Here is a 220-nt window from a genome sequence, read left to right as displayed (position 1 = left end):
GCGGCTCGCGATCATTTCCCGACGCTGGGAAGACGTCGGTCGACTACGGCGTGATGGAGCCGGTCTCGCTGGGCAAGGGGAGCGCGCACGTGGCCGCGGTGGCGCTGCCCGTGCAGTGGCGGGACGTCGGCGGCTACGCCAGTCTCGCCGAGATCCTCGGCACCGACGCCGCCGGCAACGCCGTGTCCGGACTGAACGTCGTCGCTCTGGACGCGGGCAA

At 71.8% G+C, this 220-nt stretch carries 1 pseudogene; it reads left to right on the top strand.

What is annotated here, in order from left to right:
• A pseudogene (locus tag BN358_RS27305) lies at positions 1–220 on the top strand (mannose-1-phosphate guanylyltransferase); the annotation flags it as partial.

Source organism: Sedimentibacter sp. B4 (genome assembly GCF_000309315.1).
Lineage (GTDB): Bacteria > Bacillota > Clostridia > Tissierellales > Sedimentibacteraceae > Sedimentibacter > Sedimentibacter saalensis.
The sequence above is the reverse complement of the archived record's forward strand: the minus strand, read 5'-3'. Positions and strand labels throughout refer to the sequence as shown.